This is a genomic window from Sinorhizobium terangae, from assembly GCF_009601505.1.
Taxonomy (GTDB): Bacteria; Pseudomonadota; Alphaproteobacteria; order Rhizobiales; family Rhizobiaceae; genus Sinorhizobium; species Sinorhizobium terangae.
Genome location: NZ_WITC01000018.1, coordinates 60,540 through 82,483, shown reverse-complemented (window position 1 = coordinate 82,483; position 21,944 = coordinate 60,540). Strand labels below are relative to the sequence as shown.

15 protein-coding genes and 2 tRNA genes are annotated in these 21,944 nt (G+C 61.3%); 4 read left to right on the top strand and 13 right to left on the bottom strand.

Going from position 1 to position 21,944, the window contains the following annotated elements; all coding sequences use genetic code 11:
- Positions 1 to 77, bottom strand: a tRNA-Asp gene (locus GHK62_RS03425).
- A gap of 400 nt (positions 78 to 477) precedes the next feature.
- Here GHK62_RS03425 and GHK62_RS03420 point away from each other — a divergent pair.
- A tRNA-Val gene (locus tag GHK62_RS03420) sits at positions 478 to 553 on the top strand.
- 57 nt (positions 554 to 610) lie between these two features.
- Here the strand turns inward: GHK62_RS03420 and GHK62_RS03415 are convergent.
- From GHK62_RS03415 to GHK62_RS03405, 3 genes are read right to left on the bottom strand one after another with little or no spacing between them, the layout of a single operon-like run.
- Complete coding sequence (locus GHK62_RS03415) at positions 611 to 1,009, bottom strand: (R)-mandelonitrile lyase (protein ID WP_153436934.1); 399 nt, start codon at positions 1,007 to 1,009, stop codon at positions 611 to 613.
- 58 nt (positions 1,010 to 1,067) lie between these two features.
- Positions 1,068 to 4,547, bottom strand: a complete 3,480-nt coding sequence (locus GHK62_RS03410) for an AAA family ATPase (RefSeq protein WP_153436933.1) — start codon at positions 4,545 to 4,547, stop codon at positions 1,068 to 1,070.
- Complete coding sequence (locus GHK62_RS03405) at positions 4,547 to 5,824, bottom strand: metallophosphoesterase family protein (RefSeq protein WP_153436939.1); 1,278 nt, start codon at positions 5,822 to 5,824, stop codon at positions 4,547 to 4,549. Before GHK62_RS03405 ends, GHK62_RS03410 begins: the two co-directional genes overlap by 1 nt.
- A gap of 227 nt (positions 5,825 to 6,051) precedes the next feature.
- Between GHK62_RS03405 and GHK62_RS03400 the strand changes: the two genes are divergently transcribed.
- Positions 6,052 to 6,525 (top strand): MarR family winged helix-turn-helix transcriptional regulator, encoded by a 474-nt coding sequence (locus GHK62_RS03400; RefSeq protein ID WP_153436932.1) that lies wholly within the window; start codon positions 6,052 to 6,054, stop codon positions 6,523 to 6,525.
- A 190-nt stretch (positions 6,526 to 6,715) separates the two neighbouring features.
- Here GHK62_RS03400 and GHK62_RS03395 read toward each other — a convergent pair whose 3' ends face one another.
- The 7 genes from GHK62_RS03395 to GHK62_RS03365 all read right to left on the bottom strand — a co-directional run bounded on the left by GHK62_RS03395 (position 6,716) and on the right by GHK62_RS03365 (position 17,443).
- Positions 6,716 to 8,911: an esterase-like activity of phytase family protein gene (locus GHK62_RS03395; RefSeq protein ID WP_153436931.1), complete on the bottom strand. Its 2,196-nt coding sequence runs from the start codon at positions 8,909 to 8,911 to the stop codon at positions 6,716 to 6,718.
- Positions 8,912 to 9,231: 320 nt separating this feature from the next.
- Positions 9,232 to 9,504 (bottom strand): DNA-binding protein HupB, encoded by a 273-nt coding sequence (gene hupB / locus GHK62_RS03390; RefSeq protein WP_136504269.1) that lies wholly within the window; start codon positions 9,502 to 9,504, stop codon positions 9,232 to 9,234.
- A 221-nt stretch (positions 9,505 to 9,725) separates the two neighbouring features.
- On the bottom strand, positions 9,726 to 12,146 hold the full coding sequence (gene lon, locus GHK62_RS03385) for an endopeptidase La (protein WP_153436930.1): 2,421 nt from the start codon (positions 12,144 to 12,146) through the stop codon (positions 9,726 to 9,728).
- Positions 12,147 to 12,518: 372 nt separating this feature from the next.
- Positions 12,519 to 13,796, bottom strand: a complete 1,278-nt coding sequence (gene clpX, locus GHK62_RS03380; RefSeq protein WP_136504267.1) for an ATP-dependent Clp protease ATP-binding subunit ClpX — start codon at positions 13,794 to 13,796, stop codon at positions 12,519 to 12,521.
- Between the two features lie 290 nt (positions 13,797 to 14,086).
- Entirely contained in the window at positions 14,087 to 14,719 is a 633-nt protein-coding gene (gene clpP / locus GHK62_RS03375) for an ATP-dependent Clp endopeptidase proteolytic subunit ClpP (protein WP_153436929.1), read from the bottom strand.
- Between the two features lie 285 nt (positions 14,720 to 15,004).
- Positions 15,005 to 16,564 carry a phospholipase D family protein gene (locus tag GHK62_RS03370; RefSeq protein ID WP_153436928.1) on the bottom strand — a complete coding sequence of 520 codons (1,560 nt, stop codon included), beginning with the start codon at positions 16,562 to 16,564 and terminating at the stop codon, positions 15,005 to 15,007.
- Between the two features lie 21 nt (positions 16,565 to 16,585).
- Entirely contained in the window at positions 16,586 to 17,443 is an 858-nt protein-coding gene (locus GHK62_RS03365; protein ID WP_153436927.1) for an endonuclease/exonuclease/phosphatase family protein, read from the bottom strand.
- A 214-nt stretch (positions 17,444 to 17,657) separates the two neighbouring features.
- Between GHK62_RS03365 and GHK62_RS03360 the strand changes: the two genes are divergently transcribed.
- On the top strand, positions 17,658 to 18,905 hold the full coding sequence (locus tag GHK62_RS03360) for a cytochrome P450 (RefSeq protein WP_153436926.1): 1,248 nt from the start codon (positions 17,658 to 17,660) through the stop codon (positions 18,903 to 18,905).
- A 103-nt stretch (positions 18,906 to 19,008) separates the two neighbouring features.
- Positions 19,009 to 20,235: a right-handed parallel beta-helix repeat-containing protein gene (locus tag GHK62_RS03355; RefSeq protein WP_153436925.1), complete on the top strand. Its 1,227-nt coding sequence runs from the start codon at positions 19,009 to 19,011 to the stop codon at positions 20,233 to 20,235.
- Positions 20,236 to 20,251: 16 nt separating this feature from the next.
- Here the strand turns inward: GHK62_RS03355 and GHK62_RS03350 are convergent, their stop codons facing one another.
- Together GHK62_RS03350 and GHK62_RS03345 are read right to left on the bottom strand one after the other, a co-directional pair.
- Positions 20,252 to 20,596, bottom strand: a complete 345-nt coding sequence (locus GHK62_RS03350; RefSeq protein ID WP_153436924.1) for a cupin domain-containing protein — start codon at positions 20,594 to 20,596, stop codon at positions 20,252 to 20,254.
- A 41-nt stretch (positions 20,597 to 20,637) separates the two neighbouring features.
- Complete coding sequence (locus GHK62_RS03345; RefSeq protein ID WP_153436923.1) at positions 20,638 to 21,921, bottom strand: O-acetylhomoserine aminocarboxypropyltransferase; 1,284 nt, start codon at positions 21,919 to 21,921, stop codon at positions 20,638 to 20,640.
- Positions 21,922 to 21,944 lie beyond the last annotated feature (23 nt).

Genomic DNA, 21,944 nt, shown 5'->3' with positions numbered 1-21,944 from the left:
TGGCGCGAGTGACGGGGCTCGAACCCGCGACCTCCGGCGTGACAGGCCGGCACTCTAACCGACTGAGCTACACCCGCATCATCTTGACTAGGCCGGAGCGACTTTCGTTCGCCCCGCATCAAAGCGGCCCTGCCGTTCGATGAGCGGCTAACTAAGCGGTTCGCATTTGGGTGTCAAGCGTGTTTGAAGACAAATCCGTGACGGAACGGATTTTGATCCACAGCCCGCTTGGCGACACGGAATCAGGCACCAACCGAGACACCATTGGGCAGCCCGCCACCCGACATCCATGCGTTCCCAACACGACAACCTCCCAACCGCGCGAAGTTGTCCACAAGCGATGGCAATACACTTCGGTGCGAAACTCGCGTTCACAAAAAAAATCGAAAAAACCTTGCAAATGCTCTTGCGGTTTTTCCCGGTTGCGCATAGATCACGCCCACCGACGCGGCGGACACACTTGTTCGAAACGCGAGAGGGCGATTAGCTCAGTTGGTAGAGCGCCTCGTTTACACCGAGGATGTCGGGAGTTCGAGTCTCTCATCGCCCACCATTCTATCCGAAAACGAAGCGACACAGCGGCATACACCCCTAAAACCGCGTCGCCCCGTCACGCTCCGCTGTACTGCTCGACCGTCACGTGTTCGAGCCAATCCACCACCTTGCCGTCGAGCGCTTCCTGGATGGCGATATGTGTCATCGCCGTATCCGGCCCGGCGCCGTGCCAGTGTTTTTCGCCCGGCGGAAACCACACGACGTCGCCCGCGCGAATTTCGCGCCGCTCCCCGCCCCAGCTTTGTGCCAGCCCACGACCCGCCGTCACGATCAGGGTCTGGCCAAGCGGATGCGTGTGCCACGCCGTCCGTGCGCCAGGCTCGAACGTCACCGTAACGACGCGAACGCGCGCCGGCTGGGGTGCCTCGAGCACCGGGTCCTGCCGCACCGATCCGGTGAAATACTCTGTCGCGCCCCGCGCCGAGGGCCGCGATCCACATTCGATGATTTCCATTCGTAGGTCCTCCGTTTGCAGATCCAAAGTACGAAGCCAGCGTGTAGCCCGCGCTTCGTTACAGCCTGTGAATGGTTACTGACGGACAAGCGTACCGCGCGACGTCGCAAAGGTGTTCGTGATGGGTAAGATAGATCACCTGTCCGACGCGTGCCATGTCCGCCATCAATCCGAAGGCACGACCGGCGCGATCGTCGTCGAAAGTTTCCATGATGTCGTCGGCGATAAACGGCAGCGCTTCCCGGGCGGCGGCGACCTCGTGATAGCCGGCGATTCGAAGTGCGAGATAGAGTTGGAACCGCGTGCCCTTCGAAAGATCGCCGGCGAGCTTCGACCCGCCCGAAGCGACATTGGCGATCAGGAATTCCTGCCCCTTGTCCGCATGGGTGGAGAGGCCGGAATATTCGCCGCCGCTGATCTGCATGAACATCCGCGAGGCTCGTTGCATCATGGCGCTGCGGTGGCGCTCTCGAAACAGCCGTAGCGCCTGCTCCGCCGCGATCACCCCTGCCCTCAATCGCAAATAGCCGATCGCCTTGTTCTCGATGTCGAGAAGCAGCGTTCGGCGCCGCTGCTCCAAATCGGCGGCCCTGTCTCCGCCTTCGACGTCCGCAAGCGCCTTTTCCCGGGTCCGCACCTCCGCATGCAATTCGCTGACATCACGATCAGCGGCCTCAATTGCTTCTTCCAACCTCGCGAGTTCGTGCCGCAGTGCCGTCTCGTCGACCGCTGCCAGCATCGCCTCGGCCTCAGCGCATGTGGCCACGCCGAGCCGCGTGACAAGATCGTCGTCGAGTTCGGCGAGCCTTTGCCGCAACCTCTGCTGCTCGCGCACCGCGTCGAGGCAAGCGCCGGCTTCATCAAGCGTGGCGCAGCCAAAGAAGTCGAGCATGGCCTGTTTTGCGCACATATGAAGCTGCTCTTCGGCGTGCAGCCTTTGCAGGTCCTCTTCCATCCGTTCGATGCTGGCAAGGGCCGCCTTGCGGCGCTCTTGCTGCTGATCAGCGATAGCAATCCGGTTGCGCATGGCGGCAAAGATCACCAAGGGATCATCGCCCGGCTCCAGCAACCCGAACGCTTCGGCCAAATTTGAAACCGCCTCGCGGAACGCGACCTGATCCTTGCGCATGCCGGAGATTCGATGATCGAGATCGGCTTTGCGCTGCATCAGCTTGTCAAAGTCCTGCAGGACCGCAAGCATTGGCCCGATCTCTTGCGGATTAGGCTGCTCGACTTGCCCGGCGAGCCAAGTCCCGGCAAGCCATGTCCCTGCTAGCGCCTCGTGCCATTCACGTTGCCACGCGGCCATTTCTGCCTCTGCGTTCTCGAGCGTGGTCTCGCGGTTTTCCAGCGCTTCCGAGGCCCGCCGATGCTGTTCGACAGCAGTCCGATGGGCGGCGGCAGCCGCTTGCGCCTCGGAAACGACGCGCTCCGTAACGGCGAGCATGCCGTCGAGACGCTCCGGCAAATTCCCTGTCACGCCAATCCGTGCAAGCTCGTCCTGCAGTGCACGAACGATTGTCGCTTCCTCGCTGGCCGCCCGCTCGTGTTGCAGACGGGTCGCGCGCAAAGCCGCCCGTGTTTCGAGCGCAGCGGCACGTGTCGCCAACCAGGCCTCCAGCTGCGGTAACAGCATGCCGTTGGGTAAACCGCAGGCGCTCGCGGCCCGGGCAACCGCCGCGTCCAATTCCGCACGTTCGCTGACGGCCACTCGTCGTTGCGCTTCAAGCTCGCACAGGCGGGCGCGCCGTTCCGTTATCGTGCATCTCAGGCCGCGCAGCTCTGCTACCCTTTCCGCCTGCCCCAACCGCAACGCGATTGCTTGGTCGTCCTCTTTCAGCAGCGTCTCGAAGGCGCTCGCAGTCCCGCGATCCAGCCGCAGCCTATGCTCCTGCCAGGCAAGATCGCGCCGCAGCCGCAGTTCGCTCGCGGCCGCTTCGTCTAGGGTGCCGCCGAAAGAGTTGAGCGCCGCAAGACGCGCTTCGTCACCGGCCTGGCGTTCGCTTTCGTCCGCGATCCTGGCATCAAGACGCAACCGCCGCTCCCCAAGCGATGCCGCTTCCGCCCGCCAAGCCTCGACCATACCAGGCGCCGGGACACAGACCGCCGCAAGCTCGTCCGCGCTTCCCTCGAACGGCCGTAACCCGCAGAGCTTGTCGGAAAGCTCCGCCTCCAGCCGATCGATCTCCCGGCCTGCCGCTTCTTGTCGAAGCAGGCAATCGTTCTGCCGCGCCAGCCGCAGGCGTTCCGCGAGATGGCAGAGGTCTCTCGCGCTTCCATCGTGTCGGCCAAGGTCCCGCTCGGCCTCCTGCCACTGCCGCTTCGCTTTCCCGACCTCCTCGCGCGCAGATGAAAGCCGCTCGGCGAGCGTCGCGTGACGCCGGACGAGATCCTGCAGCCGCGCGCCGGCTGCCGCGGGCAGGAGAAGAGCAGCAGGATCGGGATGGTCCTTTTGGCCGAGGCGGATGAGACAAGCTTCGATGCCGGCTGACGTAACGGCAAGCTCCTCGATGCGTGACGGCATGTCGCGCGCTGCCGTGAGATAGCGGGCGTCGAGCGCGGTTTCACGGAGCATGTCAAACCGCTCAGCAAACGTCAGCGCCAGCTCGTCCAGAGGCAGGCCCCCCAGTTCCTCGCGTCGGCGGCGCAATTCCTCGTTCAGTTGCGAAAACCGGGCGGCGATTTCCGTTTCCGTTTTGCGGAGCGCCGGCAGGTCGCTCCACCACTCCGAAGGGGGCAGCGGTAGCGCTTCCTGGCGGGCGAGCTCTTCCCGCACGCCGCGAAGCCGACCGAGAAGCGGCATGCAGTCGAGCTGCGCGCGTGTCCGGTCCCGCCCAACGCGGAGTTCCGCGCGGTGCGCCGACGCGCTGTCATGGCGCTCACGGGCACCTGCCAGCGCCTTGCGAAGCGACGCGTATTCGCGAGCGTTGATATCGATCGCGCTACGCTCTGCCTTCAGCGCGTCCAGTGCCGCCCTCAGTTCGGCAAGTTCGTGCTTGCGCCCTTGCGGCTTGTAGAAGGCATCTGCCTCGGCCCGCAACGTCGCCAATACGGCACTGCTGTCCGGCAGGCCGGAACTCGCGGAAAACAGCAGCGAACCAAGCTCGCCCTCGCTCTTGAGGATGCTTTCGCCGCCCTCTTCGATGCTGTCATCGTCCAGCGAAAACATCATGCGGTAGGTTGCGCGATCGATAGACCCGAGGGCGGCCGAAAAGAGATTGTCCGGCACCGGCTGCTCGTCAGGGCCGACCAGGCTGTTTGCGTTGCGCTTGATGCGATAGGCGTGATGCCGCCGGCCGCCGGTTTCCACGACGCCACCGACGCGCATTGTCTGATAGGGGTGCAGAAAACCATAGGGGCTGAGTCGCTCGATCCCGAAAAGCAGATCGAGGAAACCGGAAAACAGGGTCGACTTGCCGGCCTCGTTCGGACCGTAAACCAGATGAAAGTCCGGTTGCCCGGGTTTGGCATCGCCGAAATCGAGGCTGCGCGCGGTGAATTTTCCGTAGCGTACAAGATCGAGTTGCTGAAGCCGCATCAGCCGCCACCCTTGGCGGCGGCGCCGTGGAGATGCGCCAGCACATCCGCACTCCCCATGAGGCTGGCATTCATCACCAGCTCTTCAAGCGAATCTTCATCGGACGCCACCGTCTGCCGCAACTCAGGCGGGAGATGCTGCAGGAGTTCTTCAGCGACAGCCTTTAGTTGTTCACGAAAACCGAAGGCCGGCAGGACTTCATGTTCGACGAGGAAGGCAAGTTCCTCCACCGGCTCCCGGGACGGCCGATCGTCCTGCGCTCGCGGCTCCCGGCAGAGAAGGTCGATTTTTTCAACCCAGCATCCCCTCAACCCGGCAGAAATGTTCGTGAGCTCGGTTTGCAAGAGATCCGCATCCCTTCTCAGGCGCCAGGCAAGCGGGGTGGTGCCCGTCAGCGATAGACGCAAGATGAGGTTCTCCGCCGATATCTCGTGTCGAAGGCGGGTCAGTGCACGCGCCCCCAAATCCAGCACGTCGCGCCACTCCGCCGCGCCCGTTACATCCACGGACAGCCGTTCGAACACGGCCAGACCGATCGGCCGCTCCTCTATTTCCACACAGCCGTCATCGTCGATCGTGACGACGGTCACGCCTTTGGCACCCGCCTCGTTGATGTCGCGGCCCTGCGGCATGCCCGGCATGACAATGAAAGGCAGTTCGCTGTGCACCTGGCGCTGGTGGACATGGCCGAGCGCCCAATAGTCGAAACCGTGCCGTTGCAGGTCGGCGACGCTGCAGGGCGCGTAGCGATCATGTCCCGGCGAGCCGGAGAGGCTCGTGTGCAGCATGCCGATGTTGATCGCGTCGGCGACCGGCGGATGAAACGACGGCAGCAGGCTTTCCGGTGCATGCGGATTGGCGAAGCTCACCCCGTGAACATGGACTGTTCTGCCGCTTGCCAGTGTCTTGGCAATGATCGGCTTGCTTCGCCCCTGGAAGACGTGAACCGACGGCGGCAACGTCAGCTCGCGCGTTACCTGGGACTGGGCGTCATGGTTGCCGCGAATAACGAACGTCCGGATGCCGGCCTCGTCCAGGCGACGCAGTTCACCGGCGAGGAACAGCGCGGTGTTCATGGAGGTCTGGCTACCGTCATAGAGGTCGCCCGCGACCAACAGAGCGTCGACGCTTTCGGCGATACATAGATCGACGATGCTTGTCAGTGCGCTACGGGTGGCTCCGCGCACGAGATCGGCGAGCTCCCCATTTCTGAGAGCCAGGCTGCGCAAGGGCGAATCGAGGTGGAGGTCTGCGGTGTGGACGAAGCGGAAGGGCATGGCCGACCATGGCCCGACGCTGCCTCGCCCGTCAATGGCGCCCGGCCGGTCGACCACAGGTGATCACGCTGACCGCACAAACACCCCTCGAAAACGGGGCCGTTTCTTTCTGCTGAACAAGGACGCCTTAAGAATTAGGAGGTTTTTGTCGACAAATGTCTCAATTGTAACTATCAATAGTGTTACTGCCATTTGACATGGCACCTCAAGATGTAACTATAAAGGTCATGAAGAAGACATTCGAAGTTTCCGACAGGCTGTTCGAACTTTATCATCGCGTTCATCGATTGGTGAACGAGTCGATGACGGAGGAAGGCGTATCGCTTGCCCGAAGCAAGTTCCTGTTCTTTCTGAGCAAGCTCGGCCCTTGCCGATCCACGGATATCGCCTGCGCGCTTAATTTCGCGCCAAGGACCGTCACTGAGGCGATCGACGGACTGGAGCGCGACCGCCTGGTGATGAGGAAGCCTGATCCGGAGGACCGCCGCGCAAAGATCGTCTCGATCACCGAAACCGGCCGGGTCGTGCTCGAAGCAGCCGAACATCCACGCAAGCAGCTTATCGAGGAGATCTTCTCGGCGCTCGACGACGAGCAACTCGACCAGCTTTACGACATCGTCAGCAAGCTGGTGGAAAAGACCGACGAAATCCGCAGGCGCAAGGAAGAGGCCGAGGGGGCAGAGGTCGCCGTCGCGCGCTAGACTGCACACGACTCCGTAGAATCAGAAGGGGCCGGGACATCATGTCCTGGCCCCTTCCGTTTCTCTAGAGCATCCCGCTTTCGGGTGGATGCACCGAAAGCGGATAAGATGCTCTAGAACTTTGACTTGCTGCATGTTTTTATCCTTAAATCGGCGGCGATTTAAGGAAACATGCAGTAAGCGTCTGCGCTTACGTCGCGTCGATGGCGCCGATGGAGAAGAACAGGGTTTCGCCGGAGGAGTCGTCGACGCCATCGTTGTCCGTGACGACATAGCCGTTTCCGGCGGCGTCGACTGTGAAGCCCTCGACCTTGTCGACGACGTAGCCGTTCAGCGCCTTGAGGTCCGGAATGAGATCCCGCACCTCTTCCTTCTTGACGACCGGCAGCTCGCCTCCGAGTGCAGCCGGCTTCAGGTCGGCAAGCGCGACGCGGTAGAGCTTTTTCAGCTTGGCCGCTTGCCCGATCTGGTTGTCGCGCTCGATGACATAGGCATAGTCGCCATGAACGGCGAGTTCGGAAAGGCCGACCCAGCCTTCTTCCGACTTGTCGAGCGGATAACGCACGGCGCCCCACTCCTTGCTTGCCGGCTTGTAGGAGACGAGTTTGACGAAGCCCTTCTCGTCATCCTTCCATTCACGCTGGACTGCCATCCAAAGGACCTGGTCGTCCCCTTTGCCGATCGTCGCAATGCCCTCGAAGCCATAGCGGGTCTCGTTTGCGCGCAGCTCCGCCGGAATCGCGACCTCCTGCTTGATCTCGCCCTTCTTGTTCACGTGGAAGAGCGCGTGGCTGTAGAGCTTGTCCGCATCGCCTTCGGAGGCGAGCCAGAAGCCACCTTCGCCGTCATTGGCGACGCCTTCGATGTCGAGCTTCTGCGCGGGAGCGCCGTTACGGGTGATCGGCAGCGCCTCGGTGATCAGCGCCGGCTGCTGCGTCGCATCGATCGTGAAAATCGTCGGCTGCGAAGAGAAGACGGAATCGTTGACCGCCTGCAGGAAGCCCGGCTTGTCCGCGACAGGTGCCAGACCCGAAAGTGCGCCGAAGCCGATCGGCATGCCATCCTTGTCCGCGGAGCGTATCTGCGGATAGGCTGCCTTCCCATCGCTCCGTTCATAGATCATGACATGCGCCCGCGCGCCGCCGTCCTCGACAAGATCGGTCTCGTTCGCGGTCGCAAACAAGTTGCGGCCCGGGATGGCAACCGCGCCCTCGGGCCCAATTCCAGACGGAAGGAGTTGCAGCAGTTCCGGCTCGGCGCCGGTGTCCTTGTAGACGCCGACGATCGATGCCCGCTCGGAGAGCAGGAAGAAGAGCTTGTCTTCGCCGTACTGCGCCTGTTCCATGCCTTCCGGCTCGACCCCCTTCGCCGACGAACGTTTTTCGGGATAGTGACCGATTGCCGCGATCCCGTGCTCGAATCTGGCGCCCGACTCGTAGAGAACCTTGCCGGTCGTGTCGAAGATCGTGAACCCGCGGGCCCCACCCTCGTAGTCGCCCTCGTTGGCAACGACCAGGCGGCTATCGTCGAGCCATTTCACCGCATCCGGCTCGCGCTTGCGGCCGGTCTGCTCGCCGATGAACGAGATGGCACCGTCGCGCTTCGTGTCGATGTTCTTCAGATCGACCGTGCCGGCCGAGAAATGTGTCTTCACGGCAGCGGTTTTGCCGTCGATGATGACGATGTGGTTGTTTTCCTGCAGCGTCAGCGCAATTTCGTCCTTGCCGTTGAAGGCGACGAATTCCGGCTCGGGGTCTTCGCCGGCTATCTCGGCGAGACCGGTCAGCGCCACGTGCTTGATGCTTGAGCAATCGGCGACACCATCCTTCAACGAGAGGATCACCAGATCGCCGGCCGGCATCTGCGGAATCTGCCCGTCGTTCACCTCCTCGTCGCGCTCGTTTTCGATCGCGATCGCGGCGAGCGTCTTGTCCTTGTTGATCGCAATCGAGTCCGGCTGGCCGCCGAGGTCGCAGGTCGCATCGATCTTTTTCGTCGCGAGATCGACGACAGCAACGAGGCCGGAGGGCTTCGTAAAGCTTTCGCGCGTGTTGACGGCAACCAGCGCCTTCGGGCCAGCGACGGCAACCGAAGTCGGCTCGCCATCGAAAGACACGATGCCGCCCGACTTCGGTGCCCTGGCATCGGTGATGTCGATGAAGCCAATGCGCTTTCCGGGGCTGTCGGAATAGATGAGCGTCTTGCTGTCTTCGCTTGCCGTTATGATTTCGGCCGAGGTCGGGGCTTTGCGATCCGCACCTTCCGGCAGATTGTCCGCGACGGCAAAGGATGCGACGCGGTTGAAAACCTGTTCCGCGTGCACGGCTGTTGCCGTCGATGCGGCGAGCGCCGCCGCCAATGCTGTGGTGATTGAAAATGTCTTCATGTGTCCCTCCGTATCGCGACACATGGCAAATAGCCCCTGCGCTGTGCCGCTGTTGGCATCCGGAATCGCTGATCGTTTTACGCGCCGGATGGGAGGCTTTTGCAACCGTCGTGTAACAGCTCAATGACACGGCGGGCAGCAACGAAAAGAGGCCCGGACGAACCGGGCCCCAATTGATCTGCTTGCTTGCCTCCGCCATCAAAGCGGCGCCGCGGCAGATGAAACATGAACCTCTCTGCTGCCTATGTTCTCACAAGGGAAACGGCAAGACAGGGTGCAATGAGAAGTTTACTCGGGCTCTGGAACCCGCAAACACCAGATTAGTTGACAGCGTCCTTGAGGCCCTTGCCGGCCGTGAACTTCGGCACGTTGCGGGCCGGGATGTCAACTTCCGCGCCCGTGGACGGGTTGCGGCCCTTCGAGGCTTCGCGGCGGGTCACGGAGAAGTTGCCGAAACCGACGAGGCGGATGTCGCCACCGTTCTTCAGTTCAGCCTGGATGGTCTCGAAAACTGCATCGACTGCAGAAGACGCATCGGTCTTGGAAAGTCCGGCCTTCTCAGCAACGGCAGACACGAGCTCATTTTTGTTCATGTTTCCACCCCTTTCAATTGGTTCGAAACGACTGTCTTGTTAAGCCGGGGCGGCTTGCGCATCGCCCACGTCTTGCCATTCCCAATTGCGCCTAATCCCTTGGAATGCAAGGCTTGCGGACAGTTTTTACAACAAAAAAGACCGGCAAAGTGCCGGTCTTTCTTGTTTTTCTGGCGAGGGGCGCAAGCGGGACACAGTCCCCCGCCCCTTCCGGGGCTTGATCAGTGCGCTATCGAAGCGCCTGCTTCGTCCTGCGAATCGACAGCTGCGACCGGCGACGGCTGCTTCTCCGGGTCCCATTCGATCGGTTCTGGGCGACGCGTCAGGGCATGTTCGAGCACCTCGCCCATCCGCGAAACCGGGATGATCTCGAGGTTGTTCTTCACATTGTCCGGGATCTCGGCGAGATCCTTGGCGTTCTCCTCGGGGATCAGCACCTTTTTGATGCCGCCGCGCAGAGCTGCCAACAGCTTCTCCTTCAGGCCGCCGATCGGCAGCACACGACCGCGCAAGGTGATCTCGCCGGTCATCGCGACATCCTTGGAGATCGGTATACCGGTCATCACCGAGACTATGGCGGTTGCCATTGCAACACCCGCCGACGGGCCGTCCTTCGGCGTCGCACCCTCGGGCAAGTGCACGTGGATGTCACGCTTGTCGAAAAGCGGCGGTTCGATGCCGAAATCGATCGCACGCGAACGGACATAGGAAGCCGCCGCCGAAATCGATTCCTTCATCACGTCGCGCAGGTTGCCGGTCACCGTCATGCGGCCCTTGCCGGGCATCATGACCCCTTCGATCGTCAGCAATTCGCCGCCGACCTCGGTCCAGGCCAAGCCCGTGACCACGCCGACCTGATCGTCGCGCTCGGCCTCGCCGTGGCGGAACCGCGGCACACCGAGATAGTCGGCGATGTTTTGCGCCGTCACTTCGACCTTCTTGGACTTGCCCTTGAGGATCTCGGTCACAGCCTTGCGGGCGAGCTTCATCAGTTCGCGCTCGAAATTACGGACGCCGGCCTCACGCGTATAGGTCTGGATGACAGCCATCAGCGCATCGTCGGTCACCGAAAATTCCTTCGGCTGCAACGCGTGGTCGCGTATCGCCTTCGGCAGCAGGTGCCGCTTCGCGATTTCCAGCTTCTCCTCTTCGGTGTAACCGGCAATCCGGATCACCTCCATGCGGTCCATCAGCGGCGCCGGAATATTCAGCGTATTCGCGGTGGTGATGAACATCACGTTCGAGAGGTCATATTCGACTTCCAGGTAGTGATCCATGAAAGTCGAGTTCTGTTCCGGATCGAGCACTTCGAGAAGCGCCGAGGACGGGTCGCCGCGGAAGTCCTGGCCCATCTTGTCGATCTCGTCGAGCAGGAAGAGCGGGTTGGACTTCTTAGCCTTTTTCATCGACTGGACGACCTTGCCGGGCATCGAACCGATGTAGGTCCGGCGGTGGCCGCGGATCTCAGCCTCGTCGCGAACGCCGCCGAGCGCCATGCGAATATATTCGCGGCCGGTTGCCTTCGCGATCGACTTGGCGAGCGAGGTCTTACCGACGCCGGGCGGGCCGACGAGGCACAGGATCGGGCCTTTGATCTTCGCGGAGCGCGCCTGTACCGCCAGGTACTCGACGATGCGTTCCTTGACCTTGTCCAAGCCGAAGTGGTCGGCATCGAGCACCTTCTCGGCGTGGTTGAGGTCGGTCTTGATCTTCGACTTCCTGCCCCACGGCATGCCGAGCAGCCAATCCAGATAATTGCGCACGACGGTCGCTTCAGCCGACATCGGGCTCATCTGGCGCAGCTTCTTCAGTTCCGCATCAGCTTTCTCGCGCGCTTCCTTGGAGAGCTTGGTCTTGGCAATGCGCTCTTCGATTTCGGCCATCTCGTCGCGGCCGTCCTCGCTGTCGCCAAGCTCCTTCTGGATCGCCTTCATCTGTTCGTTGAGGTAGTACTCGCGCTGGGTCTTCTCCATCTGGCGCTTGACGCGCGAACGGATGCGCTTTTCGACCTGCAGGACCGAAATCTCGCCTTCCATGAAGCCGAGCGCCTTCTCGAGGCGCATCTTGACGCTCGTCGTCTCCAGCATCTCCTGCTTTTCGACGATCTTGATGGATAGGTGCGATGCGACCGTGTCGGCAAGCTTCGAATAGTCTTCGATCTGGCTTGCGACGCCGACGACCTCGGGAGAAATCTTCTTGTTGAGCTTTACGTAGCTCTCAAACTCGGACACCACCGACCGGCTCAGCGCTTCGATCTCGACCGGATCTTCCTCCGGCTCGTGGAGCACATGGGCCTGCGCTTCGTAGAACTCCTCGCGCTGCGTATAGCGATCAATCTCCGCACGCGCGCGGCCTTCGACGAGAACCTTGACCGTTCCGTCGGGAAGCTTCAGCAGTTGCAGCACATTGGCGATAGTTCCGACATGATAGATGGCGGAAGGTTCCGGATCGTCGTCGGTGGCGTTGATCTGGGTAGCAAGCATGATCTGCTTGTCGGTGCCCATGACCTCTTCCAACGCACGGATCGACTTCTCCCGCCCGACGAAGAGCGGCACGATCATGTGCGGGAAGACTACGATGTCGCGCAGCGGCAGAACCGGATAAGTCGCGCTTTCAGTCGCCGAGGACGTTTTGTTCGTCATGTCATTTCCTTTCCGTCCCGTTTTCGGGCCCGTTCCCGGGAGCCCTATGGCACTCCCGGCTGTCATTTTTTCTTCACGAAAGTGGAGTGCAAGAGCGGCCTTTTCAAGGTACGGCGCAGTCTCCCTTTCATGGACAGTTCCCAGTCCTTACGCTCGGACGCTGTTGCGGGCCTTGCGAAAGGACGTCGAAACATCAACGACAGGCAGCAAACGGGCCTTCACTGAATCGTCGCATCATCGCGTTGTTACTGCACTTTAGCAACCACAGTTTCATTAAATCGAACGGGCTGCGACCCCATCTCAACAGCTATGTGCACGAAATGAAAAAGCCCGCGCGCGGCGGGCTTTTCAAACAATCGTGAAAGAGAGCAACTAGGCCGAAACGTTGGTCTTCTCCTCGGACCGCTCCGAGTAGATGTAGAGCGGCCGCGCGGTTCCCTTGACCACCTCGTCCGAGATCACGACCTCGCGAACGCCTTCGAGCGTCGGCAGTTCGAACATCGTGTCGAGCAGGATCTTTTCCATGATCGAGCGCAGGCCGCGGGCACCGGTCTTGCGCACGATGGCGCGTCGAGCGATCTCGCGCAGAGCGTCCTCGTGGAAGGTCAGTTCGACGTCCTCCATTTCGAACAGACGCTGATACTGCTTGACCAGGGCATTCTTCGGCTCCGAAAGAATCTGGATCAGTGCATCCTCATCAAGGTCCTCGAGCGTCGCCAGGACCGGCAGACGGCCGATGAACTCAGGGATCAGGCCGAACTTGACGAGATCTTCCGGCTCAAGCTCGCGCAATACCTCGCCAACGCGGCGATCTTCCGGAGCGCGGACGGTGGCGCCGAAGCCGATCGACGTCTTTTCACCGCGGGCCGAAATGATCTTGTCGAGGCCGGCGAACGCTCCGCCGCAGATAAAGAGGATGTTCGTCGTGTCCACCTGCAGGAACTCCTGCTGCGGATGCTTGCGGCCGCCCTGCGGCGGCACCGACGCCACGGTGCCTTCCATGATCTTCAGCAGGGCCTGCTGCACGCCTTCGCCCGAGACGTCGCGGGTTATCGATGGATTGTCCGACTTGCGCGAAATCTTGTCGACCTCGTCAATATAGACGATGCCGCGCTGGGCGCGTTCGACATTGTAGTCGGCAGCCTGCAGCAACTTCAGAATGATGTTCTCGACGTCCTCACCGACATAGCCAGCTTCCGTCAGGGTCGTCGCGTCGGCCATGGTGAAGGGAACGTCGATGATCCGGGCGAGCGTCTGCGCCAGGTAGGTCTTGCCGCAGCCGGTCGGGCCGACGAGCATGATGTTCGATTTCGCCAGTTCCACGTCGCTGCTCTTCGCGGCATGCGCGAGGCGCTTGTAGTGGTTGTGGACGGCGACCGACAGGATGCGCTTGGCCTGCTGCTGGCCGATGACGTATTCGTCGAGAACCTTGATGATTTCCTGCGGGGTGGGCACGCCATCGCGCGACTTGACCATCGAGGTCTTGTTCTCTTCGCGGATGATGTCCATGCAGAGTTCGACGCATTCATCGCAGATGAACACGGTCGGCCCAGCGATCAGCTTGCGAACCTCATGCTGGCTCTTGCCGCAAAACGAACAATAGAGGGTATTTTTCGAGTCACCGCCGTTGCTACCGCTGACCTTGCTCATTTCCACTTCCTTCCAGCACGCCGGACACCTTCGGAAAGATATCCCGGACCACTCAATTCGCCTTGCGCAAAAGGTTGCCACCCATCGCAAGGTTCTTGGGAGTACTCACCGTACCAGGCAAATCACCTGAATTTCGGCCGCAACGACTCTCCCGCCGTAACCCGAGCACCGTGTTTCCAAACTCAGACACGGCACTTTGGTTCATATTAACGGCTTTAACCTGTCGATAAAGCCCCTTAGCAATTACAAATGTGTCACAATTACATCGGTCGTGACACAAAAGCTTGAAATCAAGCCTGTTCAGCGCCCTCGGCAGCCTCGCGCGACGTGATGACCTTGTCGATCAATCCCCAGTCCAGAGCCTCCTCAGAACTCATAAAATGGTCGCGATCGAGCGTCTGTTCGACCTCTTCATAGGTCCGTCCGCAGTGCTTGACATAGACCTCGTTCAGCCGGCGTTTCATCTTCAGGATGTCTCTTGCGTGCCGCTCGATGTCGGATGCCTGCCCCTGGAAGCCGCCCGAAGGCTGATGCACCATGATGCGTGAATTCGGCGTCGCGAAACGCATATCCTTGTGACCCGCCGCCAACAGCAGCGAACCCATGGAGGCCGCCTGTCCGATGCAGAGCGTCGAGACAGCCGGCTTGATGAACTGCATCGTGTCGTAGATCGCCATGCCGGCCGTCACGACGCCGCCCGGCGAATTGATGTAGAGCGCGATTTCCTTCTTCGGATTTTCTGCCTCGAGGAAAAGCAGCTGGGCGCAGACAAGCGTCGCCATCTGATCTTCGACCGGGCCCGTCAGGAAGATGATCCGCTCCTTGAGCAGACGCGAATAGATGTCGTAGGATCGTTCGCCGCGGTTGGTCTGCTCAACAACCATCGGCACCAGCGCCATGGCCGTATCAACTGGATTTCTCATATCGAACCTTCATCAATCGGGACCGCAATCCCTCGCGGGCCGGGAATCATCGGATTAGCCTCAGTCCTTACATAGAGTGTCAATGCCCTTCACTTCAAGTCGCGAACATTCGATAGGCTTATTGGTCGCGGCCATCCTTGCGCAAAGCCTTAAATGCTCCCCACCCGTTTGCCGGTAGAACACTTTTCCGGCGCGACCGCCCCGTGTGCGCCGCTTTGCTCACAGGCATTGCAGATGCATCGGTAAACGATCGGTAAATCCCATCGCGCCTGAAACGTCCGCGTTTCACAGTTGGGACTCCAGCGGCAAGAAGCGGATTGCGCCGGCGATCAACCGCCGAAGAACGCCAGCATCCGGCTCGCGCCGCAGCCATCTTTCCGTTCCACTCGTGCGATCGCGCCAGACCGGCCTGCCATTCTCCAAGGCCAGCCTATAACTCATTTCGGGCAATGTCTCGTCATCGAATATCGATTGAAGTTCTTTGGCCAAAGCTTCATCCGAAAATACGACTCCCATCTCCGTATTCAGCGACGCTGAACGCGGATCGAAATTCATCGAGCCGACATATCCGATCATCCCGTCGATGACGAAGGCCTTGGTGTGCAGGCTTGCATTGCGCGCGCCGAAGAGGGACATGCGGTGGCGATCGATGAAATCGCCGCGCTCCTTGAGCTCGAAGAGATCTATTCCGCCGCGCAGCAGTCCTTTGCGATATTTCACATAGCCGCCATGCACGGCCGCGACATCCGTCGCCGCGAGTGAATTGGTCAGCACGGCCACCTTCGCGCCCTTCCCGGCAAGTGCCGTCAGTTCGCGCGTTCCCTCGGCGCCCGGGATGAAATAGGGGGAAATGATGCGCAGGTCGCGCTTGGCGGCGTTGATCAGCGGAAAGAGTTCACGCAGCAGCCAGTTCTGGCGCTTTTGCATCAGTGCCTTTTCGGGCGGATCGAAGGCAATGCGGACATCGGCGCTCCGGTGGAGCGGGCGGCTGCCCCGAAAACAGCCCTTCTCAGCAGCAGCCTTGTCGACCTGTTCCAGGTAGAAGCGTGCGGCGGGGGTGCGGGCAAGCGCATCGAGCGCTTCACGCAGCGCCGGCAGAAATTGCTTGCGCGGCGTGCGCAGCGCCGCGATCGGCAGGACGGAGGCGCTGTTCCAATAGCGATCGAACATCTCCGTCGCCTGATCGACGACCGGCCCGATCAACCATACATCCAGATCGCGAAAGTTCGAGAGTTCGGCCGCATCGAAATAGGCATCGCCAATGTTGCGTCCGCCGGCAATCGCCAACCGGCCGTCGGCTATCCACAGTTTGTTGTGCATGCGGCGCGTAGCGCTAAAGGCGCGGATCGCCATCTCGAAGCCGCGGCGAAAGCGATCCGTGCGCGCCCGGCTCGGATTGAACAGGCGGACATCGATATTCGGATGCGCATCAAGCGAGATGCACAGGCGATCATGGATGCCCGCATTGATATCGTCGAGCAGCAACCGAACACGCACGCCACGGTCGGCGGCCATGACGAGTTCGCGCGTCAGCAGAAACCCGGTCAGGTCGTCCTTCCAGTAATAATATTGCAGGTCGAGGCTACGCCCGGCTCGTCGCGCGGAGTGTGCTCTCGCGACAAAGGCCTCGATGTTGTCGGATATCAACGCGACCCCGCTTTGGTGAGGGCTATCGAGCAGGAGCAGACCGATATCCAGGTCGATCGCCGTTTCGTTTTCGGCAACCGGCAGCGCAAAGGACGGCTGTGCCTGGGGACGACGCCCAAACCGCCCGTAAATGTAAAGGATCGCCGCACCGGCGAGGGCAATCAAAATGGCAAGAAAGACCGTAATCCAAAACACCATCGCACGCCGCCTCAGCCTGCTTTAAGCCGAATCCGTCCCGATCAGCGCGGCGCGACGCGGGTCGCTTTCGCCGTGTTGAACCGCCTTCAGGTCAATCGATGCCTTTACCGGCAGATGGTCCGAGGCAACACGCGCGAGCGGCGAGTCGTGCACTGCCACGGACGTGACCAGATGATGCGGATTGCCAAGCACGCGATCGAGCGGCAGCAGCGGAAAACGCGACGGAAAACTGGCGACCGTCGCATGCGATGGATCAAAGGTCGGGCTCAGAAACTTGAGCGATGAACGCTTGCCCATCCGCCATTCGTTGAGATCGCCGATAAGCAGGGTCGGTCGGCCGACTCCATCGGCCGCGGCACGCAACAGCGCTTCGGCCTGCTGCGCTCGGGAGTGGCGCAACAGTCCAAGGTGGGCGGCGATCACCCGCAGCGGTCCGGCCTTGAGGTCGAGATCGACGACCAGCGCGCCCCGCGGCTCGACACCGGGCAGCTTCAACTGGCGGATGTCGGAAACCGCCCCCTCTCTCAGCAAGAGGACGTTGCCGTGCCAGCCGTGCCCCTTGGCTGAAAAGGGTGAGATCGGCACCGAAACCAGATGCGCCTCGCGCCGCAGGTGTTCCAGGTCGAGAAGGCCGGCCCGTTCGCCGAAGCGCTGGTCCGCTTCCTGCAGGGCCACGATATCCGCACCGATCTCGCTAATGACCTGCGCCGTGCGTGCCGGATCAAATCGGCCATCGGTACCGACGCATTTATGGATATTGTAGGAGGCTATGACGATGTCCCCGCGGTCCACCGCCGCATCGCGCGCTACCACCGTGGGCCGTCGCCTGCGGATCGCCGCCAGAATGCCCGCGGATAAACTGTTCTGAATTTTTGCCATGCCGCTCCCTGCTTGCTGCCGCATCATGCTCAAATAGGTCCGCCCCTGCCACCGAAAAAGTCCGGGCCACGCATCTTATTGCTTCCTGACCACGGGCTCACATGGAGCGCCTGCTCCGCACATTCGTCGACCGATTAGGCTTGCGGCACCCGCGTCCGGAGCAATAGAGATGCAGATAAAGCAGCGAGTCTACCCATACCTGAAGAGTTGAGTCATGCCCGAAGTTCCCGGTATTTCGATCGACGGTTCCAGTCGCCGCGTTTCGCTCGACGTTCGCGATCCGGCTTTCTTCCGCAATCCGCTTCCCGCCTATGCGGCTCTCCATGAGCAATGTCCGGCCTTCTTCTGGGAGGAACGGCAGCAATGGTATTTTGCCGGCTATGATCAGGTAAACGGCCTGCTGCGAGACCGCCGTTTCGGTCGCCAGATTCTGCATGTCGCGACGCGCGACGAACTGGGCATGCCCGAGCCGAAACCGCATTTGAAGGATTTCGATGCGCTGGAGGCGCATTCGCTGCTGGAGCTGGAGCCGCCGGCACACACGCGGCTGAGGACGCTCGTCAACCGCGCTTTCGTTTCGCGGCAGATCGAGCAGCTAAGACCGGAGATCGAGGCGCTTTCGCACGCCGTCATCGACAGCTTCGAGAAGAGCGGCGAGGTGGAATTGCTGAAGACCTATGCCGAGACGATCCCGGTGACCATCATCGCGCGCATGCTCGGGATCCCCGTCGAAGCGGCCCCTCGCCTTCTCGACTGGTCGCATCGCATGGTCCGGATGTACGTCTTCAATCCCAGCTTTGAAACGGAGCTCGACGCCAATCAGGCGTCCGCCGACTTCGCCACCTTTCTCACCGACGTCATCGCCGAAAAGCGACCCAACCCCGGCGATGACCTGCTGACGCATATGATCACTTCGGAGAAGGACGGAGAGCGACTGTCGGATGCCGAGCTGATCTCGACGACCGTCCTGCTCCTGAATGCCGGCCATGAGGCAACCGTCCATCAGATCGGCAATGCGGTGCGGACGATCCTGCAATCGGGCCTTTCTCCGGCTGATCTTTTCGCAAGTGAAGCTTCGACGGAGCGGGTCATCGAGGAATGCCTGCGCTTCGCGGCCCCGCTGCATATCTTCCAGCGCTATGCGCTGACAGATATCGAGCTCGACGACGGCATCGCCCTCAAGAGGGGCGACAAGATCGGACTGATGTTGGGCGCGGCCAACGTCGATCCGCGGAAGTTCTCGGCACCCGATACATTCAAACCGGATCGCGACGAAGGCCCCAATGTTTCGTTTGGTGCGGGCCTGCACTTTTGCATCGGCGCGCCGCTGGCGCGGCTCGAGCTCAACATTTCCCTGCCGATCCTTTTCCGCCGCCTGCCGGGCATGCGGCTCAAGCACGAGCCGCAAGTCAAGGACAGCTTCCATTTCCACGGCTTGGAGCGCCTGGAAGTCGCCTGGTAGGCCCGCGGCGGCGGGGTCGCCGATGTAGCAGGTCGCGGCGTTCAGGGTCGGTTAACCATAAAGCCCTATTCCGGTCCGGACGGAGCGGCGATGGAGCCTGACGATGCGTCCAAACAAGTGCACAAGCGTGATCGTATCCGGCCTGATCGTTTCTGGCCTGATGCTGAGCAGTTGCCAAAGCGACCTTGCCATGGTGGCCGACGCCGCGTTCAGGAATGCGCCGGGGTACCCCGCGGCGCAGCGACCCGACACCGACCCGCCGACCGGACCGTCGACACCGGCCGATCCGGCTCCGCTGCCGACAAGCCCCTCGGTTCCGCCGGCACAGAACGTAGCGGAAAAACCGGCCTGTGACGCGGATGTGCAGTCGAGACTCAAGGCGGCGGGAACGGCTGTCGTTTCGCTGCAATGCAGCGTTCGGCTGTCGTCGGCCGATGTCGTCACCCATCCGATCGTCTTCGAAGGAAGCGCCGCTTCCGGATCCGTTCTCGATTGCGGCGGGGGGACACTCGACGTCAGCGCCGGCGCTTCGCGGAAGGAGAAAACCGCGGTGGTCGTTCGCTCCCGCCAGACCGGGTCCGGAAGCTGGGACGTCCCCACGAACGTCACCATACGCAATTGCAACATCAAAGGTTTCGCCCGGATCTACGGGCTTGGCGAGAACGCCGACGGCGCGACGATGAAAGCCTCCTCGCGCAACCCCGACCATACAGCCTTCGCCCAGGCTTCTGCCCCCAGGAACGTGCGCCTGGAGAACGTCACCTTCACCGCGCCCGGCGGCATTCCGTTCTACGTCGGCCCCGGGGTGACGAATACGGCGCTCGTCAATTCGCGGATCAACGGCAAGTCAACCTCCGTCGCCGTCTATCTCGACGCCGAGTCCGCCAACAACACGATCAGCAACAACGTCTTCGGGATCACAACCGAAAAGAGGGAGTTGATCGCCGTCGACGGATCGGCGAACAACCGGATTACCAACAACACGTTCCAGCATGCCGAAAACGGCGGCATATTCCTCTACCGGAATTGTGGAGAGGGCGGCGTGATCCGCCATCAGAAGCCACAATACAACCAGATCACCGGCAACACCTTCCGTTTCACATCGTCGTTCCTCGCGCAGCCGGCAGTCTGGCTGAATTCGCGCAACGGCAACCGGAGTTATTGCTTCAAGGATCCGGCCTATCCCTTCGGCAGCAGCGCCAGCAATCTCGATTTCGCGCAGAACAACGTGGTGCGCAACAACAGGCTCGAGGGCGGTTCCGAGAGCCTGATCCGCAACGACGATCCGACGAACGACATCGGGGGGAACACGTCGACCGGCGGCTGGTGACCGGGGGGATCAGCCTTCAAAGCCGGATTACATAGTCCTTGCGAGTCGTTTCAACGACTTCCCAGGTCCCCTTGAAGCCGGGTCTCAACATCAGGCTGTCGCCGGCCCTGAGATGGACGGGTTCTCCGCCCTCCTCGGTTATGATCGAATGCCCGGACAGGATGTGGAAATACTCCCATTCGTCATAGACGATCTTCCATTTTCCGGGCGTCGCTTCCCAGATGCCCGCATAGAGGCCGCCGTCCCCCTCCTCCAGGTTCCAGGTACGAAACTCGGGATTTCCAGCGATGAGCCGGTCGGGCGCCGGCGCTCCAACCTCCGCGTCGACGGTAGACGGATCGAACTTCAGGAGATTGCTCATGGGACACCTATGTCAAAGGGGCCGAAAGGCCGCATCGCGTTTCAGATCTTTGCGAGGGATTGCTCAAGGTCGGCGATGATGTCGGCCACGTCCTCGATGCCGATCGAGAGGCGGATGACGTCGGGCCCGGCACCGGCCGCGACCTGCTGCTCCGGCGTGAGCTGGCGATGCGTGGTCGATGCCGGGTGGATAACGAGCGACCGCGTGTCACCGATGTTGGCGAGGTGCGAGAACAGTTCGAGCCCCTCGACGAAGCGTTTTCCAGCCTCAAAGCCGCCCTTGAGGCCGAAGGTAAAGACGGCACCCGCCCCCTTTGGAGAATAGCGCATCTGGAGCGCGTTGTTCGGATCATGTTCGAGACCGGAATAGCGAACCCAAGATACCTTGTCGCGTTCCTTCAGCCACTTTGCGACCGCCAGCGCATTGTCGCAGTGGCGTTGCATCCTCAGCGGCAGCGTCTCGATGCCAGTCAGGATCATGAAGGCGTTGAACGGCGAGATCGCCGGCCCGAAATCGCGCAGGCCGAGAACGCGCGCTGCGATGGCGAAGGCGAAGTTGCCGAAGACCTCGTGCAGCACGACACCGGCATATTCCGGGCGCGGCTCGGAAAGAAGCGGGTATTTGCCCGATTTCGACCAATCGAAGGTGCCGCCATCGATGATTATGCCGCCCATCGAATTGCCGTGGCCGCCGATGAACTTGGTGAGTGAATGGACGACTATGTCTGCGCCGTGCTCCAACGGCCGCAGCAGATAGGGAGTCGCCATGGTGTTGTCGACGATCAACGGCAAGCCATGCCGGCGCGCCACCTCGGCGATTGCCGCGATATCGACGAAAGTGCCGCCGGGATTGGCGAGACTTTCTATGAAGATCCCCTTGGTTCGCTCATCGATTTTGGCATCGAAGCTTGCGGGATCCGCGCAGTCCGCCCAGCGAACCTGCCAGTCGAACGATTTGAAGGCATGGCCGAACTGGTTGGCGGAGCCGCCATAGAGCTGCTTCGCAGCGACGAAATTGTCGCCGGGCCGCATGATCGTGTGGAAGACCAGAAGCTGCGCCGCATGTCCCGAAGCGACCGCAAGTGCCGCAGTGCCGCCCTCGAGCGCTGCGACGCGCTCCTCCAGCACTGCCTGCGTCGGGTTCATGATGCGCGTGTAAATGTTGCCGAACTGCTGCAAGCCGAAAAGTGCAGCGGCGTGATCTGTGTCGTCGAAAACGAAGCTCGTCGTCTGGTAGATCGGCGTCACGCGTGCGCCGGTCGTCGGATCGGGCTGGGCCCCGGCGTGAATTGCAAGCGTGCTGAAACCCGGACCGGCCTTCGTCATTCGTTTCTCCCTGAAACCTCCAA

Coding starts and splice junctions, on each gene's coding strand:
- GHK62_RS03415 (WP_153436934.1), bottom strand. CDS start 1,009: ATGGAAATCATCGAATGTGGATCGCGGCCCTCGGCGCGGGGCGCGACA.
- GHK62_RS03410 (WP_153436933.1), bottom strand. CDS start 4,547: ATGCGGCTTCAGCAACTCGATCTTGTACGCTACGGAAAATTCACCGCG.
- GHK62_RS03405 (WP_153436939.1), bottom strand. CDS start 5,824: ATGCCCTTCCGCTTCGTCCACACCGCAGACCTCCACCTCGATTCGCCC.
- GHK62_RS03400 (WP_153436932.1), top strand. CDS start 6,052: ATGAAGAAGACATTCGAAGTTTCCGACAGGCTGTTCGAACTTTATCAT.
- GHK62_RS03395 (WP_153436931.1), bottom strand. CDS start 8,911: ATGAAGACATTTTCAATCACCACAGCATTGGCGGCGGCGCTCGCCGCA.
- hupB (WP_136504269.1), bottom strand. CDS start 9,504: ATGAACAAAAATGAGCTCGTGTCTGCCGTTGCTGAGAAGGCCGGACTT.
- lon (WP_153436930.1), bottom strand. CDS start 12,146: ATGACGAACAAAACGTCCTCGGCGACTGAAAGCGCGACTTATCCGGTT.
- clpX (WP_136504267.1), bottom strand. CDS start 13,796: ATGAGCAAGGTCAGCGGTAGCAACGGCGGTGACTCGAAAAATACCCTC.
- clpP (WP_153436929.1), bottom strand. CDS start 14,719: ATGAGAAATCCAGTTGATACGGCCATGGCGCTGGTGCCGATGGTTGTT.
- GHK62_RS03370 (WP_153436928.1), bottom strand. CDS start 16,564: ATGGTGTTTTGGATTACGGTCTTTCTTGCCATTTTGATTGCCCTCGCC.
- GHK62_RS03365 (WP_153436927.1), bottom strand. CDS start 17,443: ATGGCAAAAATTCAGAACAGTTTATCCGCGGGCATTCTGGCGGCGATC.
- GHK62_RS03360 (WP_153436926.1), top strand. CDS start 17,658: ATGCCCGAAGTTCCCGGTATTTCGATCGACGGTTCCAGTCGCCGCGTT.
- GHK62_RS03355 (WP_153436925.1), top strand. CDS start 19,009: ATGCGTCCAAACAAGTGCACAAGCGTGATCGTATCCGGCCTGATCGTT.
- GHK62_RS03350 (WP_153436924.1), bottom strand. CDS start 20,596: ATGAGCAATCTCCTGAAGTTCGATCCGTCTACCGTCGACGCGGAGGTT.
- GHK62_RS03345 (WP_153436923.1), bottom strand. CDS start 21,921: ATGACGAAGGCCGGTCCGGGTTTCAGCACGCTTGCAATTCACGCCGGG.